Origin of the sequence: Streptomyces sp. NPDC088157 (genome assembly GCF_044741545.1) — a bacterium.
In the GTDB taxonomy this organism is placed as follows: Bacteria; Actinomycetota; Actinomycetes; order Streptomycetales; family Streptomycetaceae; genus Streptomyces.
The window spans coordinates 596,083-613,638 of the sequence record NZ_JBIUSU010000002.1 but is presented as its reverse complement, the minus strand read 5'-3'; the positions used below and the strand labels follow the sequence as shown (position 1 = coordinate 613,638).

Below are 17,556 nucleotides of genomic sequence, written 5' to 3'. Positions count from 1 at the left end.
TGATTCCGTGCTGTACTTGCATACCCGCCGGACCGGATTCACCCCCGGTCCCCCGAGACGCCGAGAGGAGGCGATTCCAGTGATCATCATCAACCGCAACTCCACCGCGAAACTGACCGATCCCTCGGTCGTCTCCACGTGCATTCTCGACGCCTCGATCCTGGGCACCGGTCTGTCCGGCATCCGTGCCGACCGGCCGGCGTCCTCCTCCGTTGCCTCCGTGGGCCTTCCCAGCCGCGAGCGCAATGAGCGACCGACCGAGGCACTGGAAGCAGTAGGGGCACAGGCGCAGGCCTATGCCTTTGCGGCAGCCGGTGCCGGAGCCCGGAAGCAGACGACGCAGCACCACCTGATGTGGGCCTTCCGTGGGCCAGAACCCTGGAGTGATCCAGTCTGATCTTCGATCAGGCCGGCGCCTTCAGGGCCGCGGAACCCCACCCGGGATCCGCGGCCCTTCTGTTTTCCCCGAAACAACGGGGACGGCGGAGCGAAGGGGCCTCGGGACAAGAAAAGAACCCGGTACCCAGCCGACACCCGGTCCCACAGGACCGGACCGACCAGACGAGGAAGACGAACCGTGCAACTCGAAGCGCACGCCCCGTCAGTACCGCCTTCCGAAACGATCCCCCCGCCCGGCCTCACGGAGGACTCCACCTTGACCCCGCTCACGGCGCTCACCGCGCTCGACGACGCCATCGAGAACCTCGGCGTACCCGTCCCCTGCCGCTCCTACGACCCGGAGGTCTTCTTCGCCGAGTCGCCGGCCGACGTCGAGTACGCCAAGTCCCTCTGCCGCACCTGCCCGCTGATGGAGGCCTGCCTCGCCGGCGCCAAGGAGCGGCGTGAGCCCTGGGGCGTCTGGGGTGGCGAGCTGTTCGTCCAGGGTGTCGTCGTCGCCCGGAAGCGGCCGCGTGGCCGCCCGCGCAAGAACCCGGTCACGGTATGAACACCGCAGGAACGATCGACCGCCCCCTCACGCAAGACCCCAAGAAGCAGGCCCCGATGAAGCCGTTCCCCAGCGAGCCCGCAGGCTCCGCGACCGAAGACATCACCACCACCGGCGCGTACGACTCGCGTCAGAACAGGACACGCGAGATGCAACTCATCCCAGAAGCCCTGGCTCGTGCGCATATGCACGACCGGCTGCACGAGGCCGAGCGGGAACGCCGGGCCCTGCGCCTGGCGACCGCTCGCCGGATGCAGCGTCGGGCCGAGCGCGCCTCGATGCGCGCCCGGCGGGCGCTGGCCATGGCCGTGATGCAGTAATCACACCCACCTGAAGCGGTGCCTCCCCACAGGGGAGGCGAAGCTCTCCCCAGCGGGGGCCGGTCCGTCCGAACGGACCGGCCCCCGCGGTGCGTTGTACGGGCGATCCATCGTCGCGGCGTTATCGTCCCGAAGGTGACCAGTCCTCCCGGAGACAGCGACCAAGCCGGTTCCAACGGTGACCAGGACGGTTCGCACGACGGCCAGGGCGGCGCCGCTGCGGAGCCCCGCACCCTCATGTGTGCCCGGTGCGGCGCCCGAGCCGAGGCGCCGCCGCCCGTCACCTGGACGTGTTCCGTGCAGAACGGCGTCCGGTCCTACTTCTGCGAAGCCTGCGCCCGCGAGAACCTCAGGGCGATCGAAGGACGACTGGATCCCGAGTGGTGGTGAAGTGCGTCACACGCCACTCAGGACGTCCACCGGCAGCGCGACGCTCAGAACTCACGCCTCCGCAGCCGACCCCTCCGCCTCGAAGGCCTCCAGCGCGTCCGCCGCGAGGAATCCGGGCAGCCACTCCTCCAGTTCCTCGCGCAGCCGAACCGTCGCGCCGAGCTGGCACAGCACACCGATGGTGCTGAGCGTCACCCGGTGTATCAGCAGGTAGGCCGGGGGAAGGTTGAGCTGCTTGCCCAGCTGATGTGCGGGGGAGCGGGGGTCGGCGATCCGCGCCGCCTGGCTGCGCATCCAGCCGCGGGTGAACGTGAACTCCTCCACCTGGGCCGGCTCGATGATCGGCAGGAGGTAGTCGAGGACCGCGTCCGGATCCAGCTCGATGGAGTCCTTGACGAAACCCTCCGTACGGAGCAGTTCGTAGACCGCCTCCGCCTCACCGTCCAGGGTCATGCGCAGGGACTCGCCGATCGGGTCCGGCAGGCCGCCGGGGAGCCGGTCCACCGTGCCGAAGTCCAGGACGCCCAGTCGCCAGTCGTCGGCGCCGTCCGGCCCGCCCGGCAGAAGCCGGAAGTTGCCGGGGTGCGGGTCGGCGTGGAGCAGGCCGGTGCGGGCCGGTCCGGAGAAGAGGAAACGGGACAGCAGCTGGCCGGCCCGGTCGCGCTGCTCCGGGGTGCCGTCGGTGATCACCTCCGACAGCGGCACGCCGTCGATCCACTCGGTGACCAGGACCTGGTCGCACTGGTGGACCACCGCCGGGACCACCACGTCGGGATCGCCCGCGAACTCGTCCGCATGCGCCTGCTGGGCCTGCGCCTCCAAGCCGTAGTCGAGCTCCTCGGAGACCCGGTCCTTGAGCTCGGAGATCAGTGGCTTGACGTCCATACCCGGGATGAGGGGGCCCAACAGGCGTGCGAAGCGGCTGAGTTGGTTCAGATCGGACAGCAGTGCCTCACCGGCACCGGGGTACTGGACCTTGACCGCGACCTCCCGGCCGTCGTGCCACACCGCGCGGTGCACCTGGCCGATCGAGGCTGCCGCGGCCGGCTTGTCGTCGAACTCCAGGAACAGCTCGGACCAGTCCTCGCCGAGCCGCTCCGCGAGCACGGAGTGCATCGTGCGGGTCGGCATCGGCGGCGCCGCGTCCTGGAGTTTGGTGAGGGCCGCCCGGTAGGGACCGGCGACCTCCTCGGGCAGGGCGGACTCGAAGACGGACATGGCCTGCCCGAACTTCATCGCGCCCCCCTTCAGCTCGCCCAGCACCTTGAAGAGCTGCTCGGCGGTGCGTTGCTGGAGCTCGCGGCCGACGATCTCCGCGGACTCGCCCACGATCCGCTTGCCCAGACCCCAGGTCGCCCGCCCGGCGAAGCCGAGCGGGAGCGCGGCGAGCCTGGCGGTCCGGGTGACCGCCTTCCGGGGAAGATCAGACATGCGCCCTCCAAGTCCCAGACAGCCGCGGCGCGTCCGCCGTACGGCGGTACTCCGTCGAATGCTGCACTGCCATTGTCGCGTGTGCTCCCCGGTCCTCGGGGGTGTGTTCTCGCTTACCTTTCTCTGCGGCCCCGCACGAGCACGCGGAGTGAGGCCGTACCGGTCGCGCGTCCCACCGCAGGGCGGGCACGGAAACCTCCCAGCGGACGCCCGCACTCGACGGCGTCCGGCCGTCGAGGAACGTGAGCGCGTGGGCGGCCGCCAGTCCGGCGACGGTCGTGGCCAGCGTCAGGTCGCAGGCGCGCGCCGCACGCTTCCTCCCGGAGTGCCACTGGGCGACCAGTCGCGGCCAGGCCGGGTCCCGGTCCGTACGGGCCTGATGCAGACAGCCGGCACAACCCGTCTCGCCCGGCAGCACGAGCGGGCCGACGACGCCTGTTCCCTCCACGACCCCGGCGTAGAGGTGCGGTGTGCCCGAGGCGATCAGGGGCTCCGCGGCCGTGGGAGCGGGCGCGTGCACGGACACGTCGTCCCGCGGGGCGATGATCACCAGGGAGAAGCCGGGGGTCTCCGCCCCGGCCGGTGACCTCGGGCTACTGCGGGGTGCGGGGCCCGGGGCGGCCCGGCGCACGGCACGGCGGGCGGACTCGTCCCGGCGCTCTCCGACCGTCTCGGCGGGCAGGCCGCCCGGTGCGACGTCCCCCGGCTCCACGCGGCCGCCGTCCCGCACGTCGACCTCGCCGATGCCCGCGCCCGACAGCAGTGCGGCCAGCGCCGCGCCGACCCGTCCCGCGCCCCGCACCTGGATCCGCAGCCCGCGTCGGGCGGTCAGCTGTTCGATCGCGTCGCCTGGTTCCGCCGTCAGGAGAGACAGCGCGGCGAGGTCGGGGCGCAGCCGGTCCAGGACCTCCTTCCGCTCCCGCAGAGCGGTGGCCTCCGGTCCGCCGCCGCGCGCGTCGTCCAGCAGTCCCGCCCGCGTCAGCCGCTCCACCAGCCGGTCGACATGGCCGTCGGGCAGGTCCATGCGGCGGCCCTCGTCACGCAGCAGCGCGAGCCCGCGGGTGCCGTCCAGCAGGTCGAGGAAACTGCCCGTCGCCGTGTCCACCGGGCCGAGCGTCACCGCGTGCGCCGGTGTCATTCCGAACTGCACCGTGTTGAGGTCGCGCCAGCCGCGCCGCAGCGCGGGCTTCACCATCGGATGCATCAAGGCCCCCGTGTGTCTGGAAACTCGCCGTCACATCGGCGGAGCGGGGGCGTGGGGTGTCCTCGCTCCGCCGACGAGTGCCAGCATGCCCGGCCCCGCTCGAGCCCGCCCAAAGTTGTCCACAGGCAGAAGCATTCATCGTACAAATGCGTCGTACGAGGCAAAAACGGCAGGTCGGATCGGAACCGAACCGCCCCGGAGTCGGGACTTCTCCCATGCACAGCGGGTAACGTCGGGGCGTGTCCGCCGACCCACTGCACCGCGCCGGAACACCACAGCGCAGTACGACGAGCCAGCCGCCGAGCGGCTCACGGGCGAGCGCGATCGAGGTCCGCAGAAGCGCCCGTCGACGTCGGACGGTCTCCGCGTACCGCGAGGGCGATCGCACCATCGTGCTCATCCCTGCCCGGATGTCCGAGGCGGAGGAGCAACGCTGGGTGAGCGTCATGCTCGACAAGCTCGCCGCCCAGGAGAGCCGGCGCGTGCCGGGCGACGCCGAGCTGGCCGAGCGCGCCGAGCGGCTGTCGGCCCAGTGCTTCGGCGGCCGGGCGCGGCCCACCTCCGTCCGCTGGGTGACCAACCAGAACACCCGCTGGGGCTCGTGCACACCGGCCGAGGGCAGCATCCGCCTGTCGCACCGCCTGAAGGGCATGCCCGAGTACGTCATCGACTACGTCCTCGCCCACGAACTCGCGCACCTGCTCGTGCCCGGCCACGGCCCCGACTTCTGGCGGCTGCTCGAGGCGTACCCGCGCACCGAGCGAGCCCGCGGCTACCTCGAGGGCGTCGTCGCCGCCGAACGGCTGCCCCAGCCGCCCGGCACGGGCGAGGAGTGACGGCTGCCCCACCCGCCCGGGCACGAGCGAGGCGTGACCTGCGGCGCACGCGGTGAATCCGCCCCCAGGCGCGTGACGCGGGTTGTGTACCGGGTCTGTACCGACATCGTCCGTCGTCCGACTTTGCCGTTAGCCTGACGCGACGCATTCACAATCGGGATGGGGGACGGTCGTTACGCATGCCCAGGGAATTCCAGCGCGGCCACAAGGCCAGGATCAGTGACCTCACCGCGGGCACCGATCTGTACGTAGGCGTGCAGATCACCGCTCCCGGCCTGACCTTCGACATCAGCTGCTTCGGCCTCGACGCCGACGAGCGGCTCTCGGACGACCGGTACTTCATCTTCTTCAACCAGCCGAAGTCCCCGGAGGAGTCCATCCAGCTCCTGGGCGCCCAGGCGGGCGACACGGAGTCCTTCCGCATCACTCTCGACCGGATCCCGCCGCAGATCCAGAAGCTGTCCTTCACGGCGACCCTCGACGGCGCCGGGCAGATGTCGCAGATCAACCCCGGCTATCTCCGCATCGTCGCGGGCGGCGAGGAAGTGGCCCGCTACGCGTTCAACGGCTCCGAGTTCTCCAGCGAGCGGGCCGTGATGCTGGGTGACATCTACCTGAAGGACGTGTGGCGGTTCGCGGCCGTCGGACAGGGCTTCGACGGTGGCCTGGACGCGCTGCTGAAGAACTTCGGCGGCGAGGTCGCCGAGGACGAGGCGCCCGCGGCGCCGCAGCAGCCGCAGGCCGGCGCAGCGGCTCCCGGCTTCGCCCCGCCCGCGTTCGGCGCACCCTCCGTGCCCGCCCCGGCGCCCGCTCCGGCCCAGCCGCAGCCCGCCGTGCAGGGCTTCGCGCCCCCGCCGGGCGCGCCGCCGGCCCCGGCCCCCGCGCCCTCGGTGCACGCCGCGCCGACCATCGTCGCGCCCCTGGCCCCGCCCGGCGGCGGCCAGGTCCCGCCCCCCGCCCCGGCTCCGGCGCCGTACGGCCAGCCGCCCCAGCAGCAGCCGTACGGCCAGGGCCCCGCGCCGACCGCGCCCATGCCCCCCGGCTACGGCCAGCAGCCCCAGGCCCCGCAGGCCCCGCCCGGCTACGGGCAGCCGCCCCAGCCGCCCGGTTACGGTCAGCAGCCCGGCTACGGCCAGCAGCCCCCGTTCGGGCAGGTCCCGGGCCAGCAGGCGTACGGCGTACAGCAGGGCGCCCCCCAGGGCGGCGCCGGAGTGGCCGCCGCGCTCCAGCAGTTCAAGGAGACGCCCACCGGACAGCGCTGGACACAGCAGAACAAGAAGCTGATCCGCGTCGACCTCGGGATGGGTGGCCAGCCCGTGCTCGCCCGTCAGGGCAGCATGGTCCTCTACCAGGGCAAGGTCGACTTCAGTTACAAGGGCGCCGGGTTCGCCGGCCGGATCGTCGGCAACGCCACCGGTCAGGAGATGCAGCTGATGCGCTGTACCGGCCAGGGACAGGTGTTCCTCGCCGAGAACTCCACGATGCTGCATCCCATCGAGCTCCAGGGCGACGGCATCTGCGTCTCCGCGGAGAACGTCCTCGCCTTCGACGAGAGCCTCCAGTACGAGGTCCGGCGTATCGAGGGGCACGGAATCCCCGGCGGCGCCCTGTTCACCATGCAGTTCACGGGCACCGGCACGATCGTCGTGAAGACGCACGGCACGCCCGTCGTCCTGCCGGTCACCCCGACCACGTTCGCCGACTGCAACGCCGTCGTCGCCTGGTCGTCCGCCGCCCAGGTGGTCGTCTCCAGCCAGGTCCGGATGCGCCGCAACGCGTACCCCGGCGACACCGGGGAGAGCGTCAACCTCCAGTTCCGGGGCGCTCCCGGCAACTTCATCGTCGTCCAGCCGTACGAGGTCTGAGGGAGCCCGTCATGAACCAGCCACTCGCGGGCTATGCCCCCGCACCCGTCACCGCCCGGATGGAGAACCACGGCAACCACATGCTGAAGGTCGCCCTCCAGACCGGGAACGACCTCCTCGCGCGCGTGGGCTCCATGGTCGCCTACGAGGGCTTCGTGCAGTACGAGCCCAACCCGCCGGCCGTGCGCCAGATCGCCCGCGACTGGATGACCGGCGAGGGCGCGCCCCTGATGAAGTGCTCGGGCGACGGCCTGCTCTACCTCGCCGACTACGGCGCCAACGTCGTCGTGATCAACCTCAACGGCGACGGCATCTCCGTCAACGCGACCAACCTGCTCGCCTTCGACGCGCACCTCACCTGGGGCGTCGAGCGCGTCAAGGGGCTCGCGAAGTTCGCCGGCCAGGGCCTGTGGAACACGAAGATCTCCGGGCAGGGCTGGGTCGCGCTGACCTCCCGGGGCAAGCCGATCGTCGTCGACTGCGGCGGCGGGGAGGACGAGACGTACGTCGACCCCGACGCGCTCGTCGCCTGGTCCCCGAACCTCAAGGTGAAGGGCAAGCGCAGCTTCAAGGCGCAGTCGCTCATCGGCCGGGGCAGCGGCGAGGCCTACCAGATGGCCTTCTCCGGCCAGGGCATCGTCGTCGTCCAGCCCAGTGAGGACAGCACCGACCGCCTCCGGGTCCGGGGCTGAGGGGGAGCCAGAAAAGCCATGCAGAGCTCACTTTTCGCGCACAACGACTCGCAGACCCAGGAGCGCTGGAGTCTGCAGAACAAGCAGATGCTCCGGGTCACCCTGGAGGGCCACGACGACATCCTCGCCCGCAAGGGCACGATGGTCGCCTACCAGGGCCTGATGGAGTTCGACGCCGAGTTCCAGAACAACCAGCAGGGACGCGCGCGGGCATACACGGGCGAGGGCCTGGACCTGATGCGCTGCCACGGGCAGGGCACGGTCTACCTCGCGAACCTCGCCCAGCACGTCCATCTGATGGACGTGGAGCAGGACGGCCTGACCGTGGACAGCAGCTATGTCCTGGCCATGGACTCCTCGCTGCACCACGAGGTCATCGCGGTCGACAGCCTCTACGGCATCTCCGGCTCCGGGAAGTACCAGCTCAACATCACCGGGCGCGGCAAGGTCGCCCTGATGACCTCGGGCGCGCCGCTGATGATGCAGGTCACGCCGGACAAGTACGTCAACTGCGACGCCGACGCCATCGTCGCCTGGTCCACCGGGCTGAGGGTGCAGATGCAGGCCCAGACGCACTCCTCCGGGGTGTGGCGCCGGCGCGGTAACACGGGTGAGGGCTGGGAGCTCAGCTTCATGGGCACCGGCTACGCGCTCGTCCAGCCCAGCGAACTGCTGCCGCCGCAGCACGCCCAGGTGGGCACCGGCCTGGCCGCCCAGTACGGCATGGGACAGCAGGGCGTGCGGGCACAGAACCAGGGCAACGCCTGGAGCTGACCGTCCGGAAAACAGACGTAAGGGGCGGCCGCCAAGAAGGTCGCCCCTTACTCGTTCAAGTTCACAGCCGCGCGCGGGTCGCTTCCAGCAGCCGTACGACCGACTCGTCGGCCACGTCCGCCACCTCGTCGTAGTCGAACCAGCGCAGGTCGAGGGACTCGTCGCTGATGGCTTCCACGGCCCCGGCCGGAGCGAGCGCCGCGTACTGGACGTCGTAGTGCCAGGCGCACGGCGTGTGGTGCCGGTCCAGGCGCACCGGGCCGCCGGGGAGCAGGGTCAGCCCCCCGATGCCTGACTCCTCGGTCGCCTCGCGCAGTGCGGCGGCCCGCAGGGTCTCGTCGACCGGCTCGCAGTGGCCCCCCATCTGAAGCCACATCCGCATCTTCTTGTGCAGGGTCAGCAGCACCCGGCCGCGCTCCGGATCGATCACCAGCGCGCTCGCCGTGACGTGGCCGTCCCCACAGGCCTTCCACATGCCGTCCGGGTGCGCCGCGAGATGGTCCAGATAGGACTGGCGCAGCTCTTCCTGGCCCTCGTACCCCTTCAGGACGAGGACCGTGTCGTCGTACAGGCTCACTCGGTGCCGTCGTCCTCGGAGTCGGTGCCGTCGTCGTCCTTCTTGAGGTTCGGCTTCTCGCCGGAGGCGCCGCTCGCCGCCTCGCCGAGCATCTTGTCCAGCTCGGAGAAGTCCAGCTGCTCGCGGTGCACGAAGCCGTCCGGGTCGTCCAGGTCGGACGCCGTGGGCAGCATGTCCGGGTGGGCCCACAGGCCGTCGCGGCCGTCGACACCGCGCGCGTCCGTGAGGGACGCCCACAGACGGGAGGCGTCCCGCAGGCGGCGCGGACGCAGCTCGAGGCCGATCAGCGTCGCGAACGTCTGCTCCGCGGGACCGCCCGAGGCGCGGCGGCGGCGCAGCGTCTCACGCAGGGCGTCCGCGGACGACAGGCGCGGTTTCGCGGCCGCGTGGACCACCGCGTCCACCCAGCCCTCCACGAGCGCCAGAGCCGTCTCCAGGCGGGCCAGGGCGGCCTTCTGCGCCGGGGTGTCCTCCGGCTGGAACATGCCCTGCTGCAGCGCGTCCTGCAACTGCTCGGGGTTCTGCGGATCGAACTGACCGACGACGTCCTCCAGCTTGGCCGTGTCGACCTTGATCCCCCGCGCATAGCCTTCGACGGCGCCGAACAGGTGCGAGCGCAGCCACGGCACATGCGCGAACAGGCGCTGGTGGGCGGCCTCGCGCAGCGCGAGGTAGAGCCGCACCTCGTCCTTCGGTACGCCCAGGTCCTTGCCGAACGCCTCGATGTTCACCGGGAGCAGCGCGGCACGCCCGGCCGGGCCGAGCGGCAGACCGATGTCGGTCGAGCCGACGACCTCGCCCGCGAGCACGCCCACGGCCTGCCCGATCTGCGAGCCGAACATCGCGCCGCCCATCGAGCGCATCATGCCGATCAGCGGGCCGGCCATGGCCTGCATCTCCTCCGGCAGGACATCGCCCATGGCCGCGCCGACGCGTTCCGCGACCGGGTCGACGAGCTCCTTCCACGCGGGCAGGGTCGCCTCGACCCACTCCGCGCGGGACCACGCCACCGCCGTGCCCGCGCCGGACGGCAGGGACGTCGCGTCGTCCAGCCACAGGTCGGCCAGGCGGACGGCCTCCTGGACCGCGGTGCGCTCGGAGGGGCCGATGCTGGAGTCCTTCACGCCGTCGGCGGTGCCCTGGGCGACCGTCTGGCGGGCGATCTGCTTGGCCATGTCCCAGTTCACCGGGCCGCCCTCGTAGGAGAGCATCTGGCCCAGCTGCTGGAACGCGGCACCCAGGTCGTTGGGGTTCAGGGAACCGAACATGGCGGCGAGCGGGTTGTCGGCACCGGGACCGCCCGGGGCGCCGAAGCCTCCGGCGCCGGGCAGCCCGCCGAAACCGAACGGGTTGGCCGGTCCCTGACCACCGCCGCTCTGCGAGTCCTTCTTCTTGCCCTCGTCGCCGTCTTCCGGCTCCTCCGGCGGAAGGCCGAATCCGAATGGGGTGTCACTCACGGGGTTCCTCGGCTGGTAAGGCCACCGGTTCTCGGCCGGCGGCGACTGCCCTGCAACACCACCCAGCGTAGACACCCCGGCTCGATCGGGCCTCGGTGCTTCGCCGACTCCTTGCCTGCGGCAGGATGGATGCCACCTGGTACGTACGCTCTACTCGCGCCCGTATGCCAAGACAACCGCTGGAGACACCTGGTGAGTTCCCCAGATCCGCAGGTTCGCGCAGCGCGAAACCGCTCAACCCCGGGCGGTGCGCGCGGGCCCGTCGTCGCCGTGACCGGCGCCGCGACCGGGATCGGCGCGCTGCTCACCGAGCGGCTCGCCGCGTCGGAGGAGGTCAAGCAGGTCGTCGCCGTCGACGAGCGGCGGGGGGAGTGCGACGCGGCGCAGTGGCACATCCTCGACGTCCGTGATCCGGCGATCGCCGACAAGCTGCGCGGTGTGGACGTCGTGGTCCACCTCGCGCTCGACCTCGACCTGGGGAGTGAAGCCGCCGCCCGGACGGCCTACAACGTGCGCGGTACGCAGACCGTGCTGACGGCCGCCGCGGCGGCCGGGGTGCGCCGCGTGGTGCTGTGCACCTCCGCGATGGTCTACGGCGCGCTCGAGGACAACGAGCTGCCGCTCTCGGAGGACGCGGAGCTGCGGGCGACGGCGGAGGCGACCGGCGTCGGGGACCTGCTCGAGATCGAACGGCTCGCCCGGCGCGCGCCCCGGGCGCACCCGGGGCTCAATGTCACCGTCGTGCGGCCCGCGGTGCTGGTCGGCGGCACGGACACCGCGCTGACGCGCTACTTCGAGTCGCCGCGGCTGCTGGTCGTCGCGGGGTCGCGGCCGGCCTGGCAGTTCTGCCATGTCGAGGACCTGGTGAGCGCTCTGGAGTACGCCGTCCTGGAGAAGGTCGACGGCGAGCTGGCCGTCGGCTGCGACGGCTGGCTCGAGCAGGAGGAGGTCGAGGAACTCAGCGGGATCCGGCGCATGGAGCTGCCGTCGGCGGTCGCGCTGGGCGCCGCCGCCCGGCTGCACCGGATCGGGCTGACGCCGTCCCCGGCCGGGGACCTGGCCTACACGATGTACCCCTGGGTGGTGAGCGGGAGCCGGCTGCACGACGCGGGGTGGCGGCCGCGGTGGACCAACGAGGAGGTCCTCGCGGAGCTGCTGGCAGAGGTGTCCGGACGGCACACCGTGGTCGGCCGGCGACTCGGGCGGAAGGACGCGACGGCTGCGGGCGCGGCGGGTGCGACGGTCGCTCTGCTGGGTGCGGCGGCCGTGGTGCGGCGGGCTCGGAAGGCCCGGCGGCGGTGAGCGTGCGGCGGTGAGCGTGGGGCGGCGGCGGCTTTCTTCGCCCTCACCGACGGCCGACTTTGGAGGTCGCTCCAAAAGGTCACGCGCGTGTGCCGGGCGATCACGCTATTTCGCCCGTTCCCCGGCGTGCGGCACGATGGGGGTATGGCAGCCATCGACGACCATCCGGGTGAGCAGGCAGCGCAGGACCCCATCAAGCTGATCGCCGTTCGTGACACCGCGCTCTCCCTCGACGAGGTCTTCAGGGCTGTCGGGGACCACTCGGCCGGCGGGACGGCGCTGTTCGTGGGCACGGTGCGCAACCACGACGGGGGCGCCGACGTCGACGCGCTCGGGTACTCCTGCCATCCCAGCGCGGAGGCGGAGATGCGGCGGATCGCGGAGAAGGTCGTGGCCGAGTACCCGGTGCGGGCGCTGGCCGCGGTGCACCGGGTCGGGGACCTCGGGATCGGTGATCTCGCCGTCGTGGTCGCCGTCTCGTGTCCGCACCGCGGGGAGGCCTTCGAGGCCTGCCGGAAGCTGATCGACGACCTCAAGCACGAAGTGCCCATCTGGAAGCACCAGACGTTCTCGGACGGCACCGATGAGTGGGTGGGCGCCTGCTGAAAGCCTTCCGTCTCCCTTCCGTCGGCCGCCCGTTCGTCTGCCCGCCTCCGGTTGCGTAACCGCACCCCTGCCGTGAGCGTTGTCCGTGCGAATGGTTAATCTGCTGATCAGTCAGTTGCAGTGGCTCGATGGGGTTGGGAGGTCGGCATGGCTGCGCTCGCCTGGTTGCTGATTCCGCTGATCACCGGGATCGGCGCCGGTCTGTGGGGCAGTTGGGCCAGCAGGACCCGGAAGGCCCGCAGCGACGGCCCCGAGCTGGACGGATACGCCCGCTTCCGGGCGGCCATGGAGAAGCCCCACACGCGTACGTGACCCGGGTGGCAGCCCTGACGGTGCGCTGACAGACGCGTCCCGTACTGTCGAGTCATGCCACGCCGCACCGCGACGATGCTCGCCTCCACCCTGATGCTGATCGCGCTCCTGTGTGCGGGCGTACTCATCCCCGTGCCGTACGCGGAGATGTCCCCGGGGCCGACGGTGAACACACTCGGCGATCACGGCGGCGAGCCGGTGCTCCAGATCTCCGGGCGCAAGACCTACGCGACCAGCGGTCACCTGAACATGACCACTGTGCGGGTCACCAGCGCCGACTACCGGATGAACCTCGTCGAGGCCGTCTACGGATGGCTCGCGCACGACAACAAGGTCGTGCCGCACGACACGCTCTACCCGGACGGCAAGACCGAGGAGCAGTCCACCCAGGAGAACGCCGAGGAGTTCAGCCAGTCCCAGGAGAGCGCCAAGGTCGCCGCCCTGAAGGAGTTGGACGTCCCGGTGACGTCGTGGGTGATCGTCTCGACGGTGGTGAAGGGGTCCCCGGCGGAGGGCCGGCTGCACGCCGGTGACGTGATCAAGGCGGTGGACGGCACGGCGGTGAAGAAGCCGGGCGATGTCGCCAAGCTGGTGACCAAGCACAAGCCGGGGGAGAAGGTCGTCTTCCGTATCGTCCCGGCGAAGGAGCAGGCGGCCGCCGAGAAGGCGAACAAGGCGGCGACCAAGACCCAGGACGTCGCCATCACGACCGCGACCTCCGACGACACCGGCGAGAAGCGGGCCATCGTCGGCATCTCGGCCGGGACCGACCACACCTTCCCGTTCACGATCGACATCAAGCTCGCCGACGTGGGCGGTCCGAGCGCCGGTCTGATGTTCGCGCTCGGCATCTACGACAAGCTCACCCCGGGCAGCCTGACCGGCGGCAAGTTCGTCGCCGGCACCGGGACCATCGACGACGCCGGCAAGGTCGGGCCGATCGGCGGCATCGAGATGAAGACGGTCGGCGCGCGCAGCCAGGGCGCCCAGTACTTCCTGACCCCCGCCGAGAACTGCGCGGCCGCCGCCAAGGACACCCCCTCGGGCCTCAGGCTCGTCAAGGTGAAGACCATCGACGACGCCCTCACCGCCCTCGAGGACATCCGCGGCGGCGACACCGCGGACCTGCCGAAGTGCACGAAGTAGCCGGGAGGGCTACTCCGCGAAGGTCGCCGACAGCGCCTCGGCGAGACCGGGCACCAGTCCCGCTCCGGTGAGGACCTCGGTCGCGGCGTCCTTCTCGCGGAGTCGGAGGGCCGAGTCGCGCGTGCCGTCACGCAGGACGCCGACCGTCATCCGGACCTCCTGACGGTCGGGGTGGTCCGCCACCCACTTCGCGAGCTTCGCGTCGCTCAGGCCCTTGGGGACCTGAACCTCCGCGGACGGGGGCAGCATCAGCCGCTCCACGGTGAGGGCGCAGCCGACGACCGCGTCGGGCCAGGCGATCGTGGCGAGGAACTCGTCGAGCGGCTTGTCCGTTGGCACTTCGTCCTGCTCGATCGGGGTGAGACCGGTGGTCTCGGGCTCGTCCTGAAGGCCGAGTTGGGCGGCGAGCGACGGTTCCTGGGTGCGCAGCCGAGCGGTGTCTACGAGGGCGAAGAGGCGGGCGGGCTGGTCCCAGCCGAGGCCGGAGGCGTACTCGTCGATCTCGAGTACGGCCCGGGTGAGCGGGCTCGCCGCCATGGGAGTGTTGGACATGGTCACAATCCTGCCTCGTTCAGGGGTGGAATCGGGAACCGAGTAAACGGTGAGTAAGTTGCATAGGTGTGGGCCCGCGATCACGGGGGGCCACGAACGGTCCACGAACACGCGGGCCTGACGGATCAACTGCGACTTTCGAGGTGCGCACCTTGGCTTTCCAGATGCCGGACCGCGGCGGAGGCCCCACGGGGCCGCGGATCAGAGTGGGCCGCCCGTCCCGGCGCGTCCGGACCCTGCTCATGACGCTGGGCGTCCTAGCCGTACTCGGCATGGCGTTCACGATGTTCGCCGGGTTCTGGACCGACTGGCTCTGGTACCGCTCGGTGAACTACTCGTCGGTCTTCACGACCACGCTGTGGACCAAGATCGGGCTGTTCTTCGTGTTCGGCCTGCTGATGGCCCTCGCGGTCGGATTCAACATCTGGCTGGCCCACCGGCTGCGGCCGCCGCTCAGCGCGATGTCGGTGGAGCAGCAGAGCCTCGACCGCTACCGCATGGGCATCGCGCCGTACAAGACGTGGCTGCTGCTCGGCATCACCGCTCTGGTCGGCCTGATCGCGGGCGCCTCCGCGGCGGGCCAGTGGCGGACCTGGCTGATGTGGGTCAACGGGGTGCCCTTCCACCAGAAGGACCCGCAGTTCCACCTCGACGTGTCCTTCTTCGCCTTCGACCTGCCCTGGTACCGGTTCCTGCTCGGCTTCGGCTTCGCCGCCACGATCCTCTCGCTGATCGCCGCCGCGCTCACCCACTACCTGTACGGCGGGCTGCGCGTCACCAGCCCGGGCGCGCGCGCGACCGCCGCGGCCACCGGTCATCTGTCGGTGCTGCTGGGCATCTTCGTCACGCTGAAGGCGGTCGCCTACTGGCTCGACCGCTACGGCCTGGCGGTGAAGTCCAGTGACTTCAAGGCGACGGACAACTGGACGGGCCTGAGGTACGTCGACGCCAACGCCTACCTGCCGGCCAAGACGATCCTGTTCTGCATCGCCGTCATCTGCGCCCTGCTGTTCTTCGCCACCCTGTGGCGGCGCACCTGGCAGCTGCCGGTGATCGGCTTCGGCCTGATGGTGCTCTCGGCGATCCTCATCGGCGGGCTGTACCCGGCGATCGTCCAGAAGTTCCAGGTCCAGCCGAACGAGCAGGCCAAGGAAGCCCCGTACGTCGAGAAGAACCTCAAGGCGACCCGTGAGGCCTACGGCATCGACGGCGCGCAGGTCACGGAGTACTCGGGTACGAGCACCACCAAGGACAAGACGACGCTGCGCGACGACGTCGACGCCACGGCGAGCATCCGCGTCCTGGACCCGAACATCGTGTCCCCGACGTACCAGCAGCTCCAGCAGATGCGGAAGTACTACGCGTTCCCGACCAACCTGGACGTGGACCGCTACAACGTGAGCGGCTCCGACCAGGACACGGTCATCGGTCTGCGCGAGCTGAACCTCGCGGGCGTCGACAAGCAGAACTGGATCAACAACCACTTCCGCTACACCCACGGCTACGGCGTGGTCGCCGCCAAGGGCACCACCGCCGACGCCGAGGGCCGCCCGCTCTTCACCGAGTCCAACCTGCCCTCCGAGGGCGACCTGGGCACGTACCAGCAGCGGATCTACTACGGCGAGAAGACGACCTCGTACTCGATCGTCGGCGGTCCCCAGAAGGAGATCGACTACTCCGACGACGCGGGTGAGAAGACCACCAGCTACACCGGCAAGAGCGGGGTCAACCTCTCCAACCCGGTCAACCGGGCCGCGTACGCGGTGGCGTTCGGCGAACCGCAGATCCTGTACTCCGGCGCCATCGGCGAGGGTTCGCGGATCCTGTACAACCGCACGCCCAAGGAGCGCGTCGAGGCGGTCGCCCCGTGGCTGACCATCGACGGCGACGCCTACCCGGCCGTGGTCAACCACAAGATCCAGTGGATCGTCGACGCGTACACGACGACGAACGGCTACCCGTACGCCTCCCGTACGACCCTCGGTGACACGACGGCGGACTCGCTGACCGCGACCAACGACAACCGCGCGGTGGTGGCCCAGCAGAACCAGGTCAACTACATCCGCAACTCGGTGAAGGCGACCGTCGACGCGTACACCGGCGAGGTCAAGCTCTACCAGTGGGACACCGAGGACCCGGTCCTGAAGACCTGGATGAAGGCGTTCCCCGGCACGGTGAAGTCCAAGTCGTCCATCTCGGCCGACCTGATGGCCCATCTCCGTTACCCGCAGGACCTGTTCAAGGTCCAGCGCGAGCTGCTCACCCGCTACCACGTGAAGGACGCGACGACGTTCCTCAGCGGCAGCGAGGTGTGGCAGGTGCCGGACGACCCGTCGAACAAGTCGGGCGACGCCGTGCCGCCGTACTACCTGAGCATGAAGATGCCCGATCAGAAGGCGCAGGCGTTCTCGCTGACGACGACGTTCACGCCCAACGGGCGGGACAACCTCAGCGCGTTCATGGCGGTCGACTCCGAGGCGGGAACTCCCGACTACGGCAAGATCAGAGTCCTGAAGCTGCCGACCAGCACGACCGTCGACGGACCCAAACAGGTGCAGAGCCAGTTCAACTCCGAACAGGACATCGCCGAGTCCATCAGACTTCTGAAGGGCGGCGACTCCGACATCGAGTACGGCAACCTGCTGACGGTGCCGCTCGACGGTGGTCTGCTGTACGTGGAGCCCGTCTACGTACGCGGTGGCGGGCTCAAGTACCCGCTGCTGAAGAAGGTGTTGGTGACCTACGGCGGCAACACCGCCTTCGAGGACACCCTGGACGAGGCCCTCAACAAGGTCTTCGGCGCGGAAGGCACGACCCCGCCGCCGGCGGACGAGGGTGACGGCACGACCAAGCCGCCACCGACGTCCACCAACCCGACGGTCCGCGAGGCGCTGGCCGATGCCCAGAAGGCCTTCACCGCCGGCCAGGAGGCCCTGAAGAAGCCCGACTGGGACGCGTACGCCAAGGCGCAGCAGGATCTCGAAGCCGCTCTGAAGCGGGCCGAGGAGGCGCAGGCGACGGCCGACAAGGGCGCCAAGACCGGCAGTAGTCCGAGCCCGACCGGTTCGGCGAGTCCGAGCGGTGGCTCCGGCGGCTCCGCGGGCACTGGCAGTGGCAGTCCGAGCCCCAGCCCGAGCAGCGGCTGA

Annotated in this window: 18 protein-coding genes; 13 read left to right on the top strand and 5 right to left on the bottom strand. The window is 70.5% G+C overall.

What is annotated here, in order from left to right:
• Positions 1 to 79 precede the first annotated feature (79 nt).
• The 4 genes from ACIPFH_RS09065 (at position 80) to ACIPFH_RS09050 (ending at position 1,656) form a co-directional block, all read left to right on the top strand.
• Positions 80 to 397: a hypothetical protein gene (locus tag ACIPFH_RS09065; RefSeq protein WP_401824512.1), complete on the top strand. Its 318-nt coding sequence runs from the start codon at positions 80 to 82 to the stop codon at positions 395 to 397.
• A 180-nt stretch (positions 398 to 577) separates the two neighbouring features.
• The gene (locus ACIPFH_RS09060; protein WP_356258167.1) at positions 578 to 946 is read left to right on the top strand and encodes a WhiB family transcriptional regulator; all 369 of its coding nucleotides are present in this window, start codon (positions 578 to 580) and stop codon (positions 944 to 946) included.
• Complete coding sequence (locus tag ACIPFH_RS09055; protein ID WP_328479820.1) at positions 943 to 1,266, top strand: hypothetical protein; 324 nt, start codon at positions 943 to 945, stop codon at positions 1,264 to 1,266. The genes ACIPFH_RS09060 and ACIPFH_RS09055 overlap by 4 nt, the downstream gene beginning before the upstream one ends.
• A gap of 135 nt (positions 1,267 to 1,401) precedes the next feature.
• Positions 1,402 to 1,656: a hypothetical protein gene (locus ACIPFH_RS09050; protein WP_401824510.1), complete on the top strand. Its 255-nt coding sequence runs from the start codon at positions 1,402 to 1,404 to the stop codon at positions 1,654 to 1,656.
• Between the two features lie 51 nt (positions 1,657 to 1,707).
• On the opposite strand, the gene ACIPFH_RS09045 is transcribed toward ACIPFH_RS09050, so the two are convergent.
• Positions 1,708 to 3,087, bottom strand: a complete 1,380-nt coding sequence (locus tag ACIPFH_RS09045; RefSeq protein WP_401824508.1) for an ABC1 kinase family protein — start codon at positions 3,085 to 3,087, stop codon at positions 1,708 to 1,710.
• Complete coding sequence (locus ACIPFH_RS09040) at positions 3,080 to 4,291, bottom strand: TOMM precursor leader peptide-binding protein (protein WP_401824506.1); 1,212 nt, start codon at positions 4,289 to 4,291, stop codon at positions 3,080 to 3,082. The genes ACIPFH_RS09045 and ACIPFH_RS09040 overlap by 8 nt, the downstream gene beginning before the upstream one ends.
• Positions 4,292 to 4,530: 239 nt before the next feature.
• Between ACIPFH_RS09040 and ACIPFH_RS09035 the strand changes: the two genes are divergently transcribed.
• The 4 genes from ACIPFH_RS09035 to ACIPFH_RS09020 all read left to right on the top strand — a co-directional run bounded on the left by ACIPFH_RS09035 (position 4,531) and on the right by ACIPFH_RS09020 (position 8,458).
• Positions 4,531 to 5,127 (top strand): M48 family metallopeptidase, encoded by a 597-nt coding sequence (locus ACIPFH_RS09035; protein WP_401824504.1) that lies wholly within the window; start codon positions 4,531 to 4,533, stop codon positions 5,125 to 5,127.
• 179 nt (positions 5,128 to 5,306) lie between these two features.
• Positions 5,307 to 6,992: a TerD family protein gene (locus ACIPFH_RS09030; RefSeq protein ID WP_401824502.1), complete on the top strand. Its 1,686-nt coding sequence runs from the start codon at positions 5,307 to 5,309 to the stop codon at positions 6,990 to 6,992.
• An 11-nt stretch (positions 6,993 to 7,003) separates the two neighbouring features.
• Positions 7,004 to 7,684: an AIM24 family protein gene (locus tag ACIPFH_RS09025; protein ID WP_020130800.1), complete on the top strand. Its 681-nt coding sequence runs from the start codon at positions 7,004 to 7,006 to the stop codon at positions 7,682 to 7,684.
• Between the two features lie 18 nt (positions 7,685 to 7,702).
• Complete coding sequence (locus ACIPFH_RS09020) at positions 7,703 to 8,458, top strand: AIM24 family protein (RefSeq protein WP_359122956.1); 756 nt, start codon at positions 7,703 to 7,705, stop codon at positions 8,456 to 8,458.
• Positions 8,459 to 8,519: 61 nt separating this feature from the next.
• Here the strand turns inward: ACIPFH_RS09020 and ACIPFH_RS09015 are convergent, their stop codons facing one another.
• Both ACIPFH_RS09015 and ACIPFH_RS09010 read right to left on the bottom strand, forming a co-directional pair.
• The gene (locus ACIPFH_RS09015; protein ID WP_401824500.1) at positions 8,520 to 9,035 is read right to left on the bottom strand and encodes an NUDIX hydrolase; all 516 of its coding nucleotides are present in this window, start codon (positions 9,033 to 9,035) and stop codon (positions 8,520 to 8,522) included.
• The gene (locus ACIPFH_RS09010; protein ID WP_401824498.1) at positions 9,032 to 10,492 is read right to left on the bottom strand and encodes a zinc-dependent metalloprotease; all 1,461 of its coding nucleotides are present in this window, start codon (positions 10,490 to 10,492) and stop codon (positions 9,032 to 9,034) included. Before ACIPFH_RS09010 ends, ACIPFH_RS09015 begins: the two co-directional genes overlap by 4 nt.
• Positions 10,493 to 10,684: 192 nt before the next feature.
• On the opposite strand from ACIPFH_RS09010, the gene ACIPFH_RS09005 reads away from it, so the two are divergent.
• The 4 genes from ACIPFH_RS09005 to ACIPFH_RS08990 all read left to right on the top strand — a co-directional run bounded on the left by ACIPFH_RS09005 (position 10,685) and on the right by ACIPFH_RS08990 (position 13,858).
• Positions 10,685 to 11,794: an SDR family oxidoreductase gene (locus tag ACIPFH_RS09005; RefSeq protein ID WP_401824496.1), complete on the top strand. Its 1,110-nt coding sequence runs from the start codon at positions 10,685 to 10,687 to the stop codon at positions 11,792 to 11,794.
• A gap of 144 nt (positions 11,795 to 11,938) precedes the next feature.
• Entirely contained in the window at positions 11,939 to 12,400 is a 462-nt protein-coding gene (locus tag ACIPFH_RS09000) for a molybdenum cofactor biosynthesis protein MoaE (RefSeq protein WP_401824495.1), read from the top strand.
• A gap of 147 nt (positions 12,401 to 12,547) precedes the next feature.
• Entirely contained in the window at positions 12,548 to 12,712 is a 165-nt protein-coding gene (locus tag ACIPFH_RS08995; RefSeq protein ID WP_356260185.1) for a hypothetical protein, read from the top strand.
• A 54-nt stretch (positions 12,713 to 12,766) separates the two neighbouring features.
• Positions 12,767 to 13,858, top strand: coding sequence for a PDZ domain-containing protein (locus ACIPFH_RS08990; protein ID WP_401824493.1), 1,092 nt, complete (start codon positions 12,767 to 12,769; stop codon positions 13,856 to 13,858).
• Positions 13,859 to 13,867: 9 nt separating this feature from the next.
• Here the strand turns inward: ACIPFH_RS08990 and ACIPFH_RS08985 are convergent, their stop codons facing one another.
• On the bottom strand, positions 13,868 to 14,410 hold the full coding sequence (locus ACIPFH_RS08985; RefSeq protein ID WP_356260180.1) for a PPA1309 family protein: 543 nt from the start codon (positions 14,408 to 14,410) through the stop codon (positions 13,868 to 13,870).
• 164 nt (positions 14,411 to 14,574) lie between these two features.
• Between ACIPFH_RS08985 and ACIPFH_RS08980 the strand changes: the two genes are divergently transcribed.
• On the top strand, positions 14,575 to 17,556 hold the full coding sequence (locus tag ACIPFH_RS08980) for a UPF0182 family protein (RefSeq protein ID WP_401825116.1): 2,982 nt from the start codon (positions 14,575 to 14,577) through the stop codon (positions 17,554 to 17,556).